Origin of the sequence: Shewanella sp. DW31 (genome assembly GCF_015767295.1) — a bacterium.
In the GTDB taxonomy this organism is placed as follows: Bacteria; Pseudomonadota; Gammaproteobacteria; order Enterobacterales; family Shewanellaceae; genus Shewanella; species Shewanella oncorhynchi.
In genome coordinates this window covers 1-781 of record NZ_JADWMP020000056.1, presented here as the reverse complement: position 1 = coordinate 781, position 781 = coordinate 1, and the positions used below count along the sequence as shown (strand labels likewise).

Annotated in this window: 1 rRNA gene; it reads left to right on the top strand. The window is 55.4% G+C overall.

The features are described 5' to 3' along the window. Positions 1 to 781: ribosomal RNA gene (locus tag GWI56_RS21580) — 23S ribosomal RNA — on the top strand; the annotation flags it as partial.

Here is a 781-nt window from a genome sequence, read left to right as displayed (position 1 = left end):
GGGCACTGGTAAGGGCGTATGGTGGATGCCTTGGTAGACAGGACCGATGAAGGACGTGGTGGCTGGTTCTCTCCGAAATGCATCTAGGTGCAGCGTCGTGTTATTGCTTACAGGGGGTAGAGCTACTGGATGCTTGCGGGCCCATACCGGGTACCAATAGCAGCCAAACTCCGAATACCTGTTAGGTTTATCACGGCAGTGAGTCGGCGGGGGATAAGCTCCGTCGTCAAAAGGGAAACAGCCCTGATCGTCGTCTAAGGTCCCGAAGCGCGTGCTAAGTGGGAAAGGATGTGGAGTCGCATAGACAGCCAGGAGGTTGGCTCAGAAGCAGCCATCCTTGAAAGAGTGCGTAACAGCTCACTGGTCTAGTGGTTCCGCGCCGACAATGTAGCGGGGCTTAAGCACGCCACCGAAGACGCGGCTGCATGATTTGTTTCATGCGGGGTAGGAGAGCGTCCTGTATGGGGTGAAGCGGCAGTGTGAACTTGTCGTGGACTTTACAGGAGTGAGAATGCAGACATGAGTAGCGAGAGACGGGTGTGAATCCCGTCCGCTGAATGACTAAGGGGTCCGGGGCCACGTTCGTCGTCCCCGGGTGAGTCGAGTCCTAAGGCGAGGCCGACAGGCGTAGTCGAATGGATGAACGGGTTGATATTCCCGTACCGGTGTTACACCGTTCGAACTGAATCTGAGAGTACTAACCTTCATTTGCTGGTTGATTGCCTTTCGGGGTTGTTGGCTGGTTTGTGTTGGGCCTGTATCGCTAGTAGGTTAGCATGGG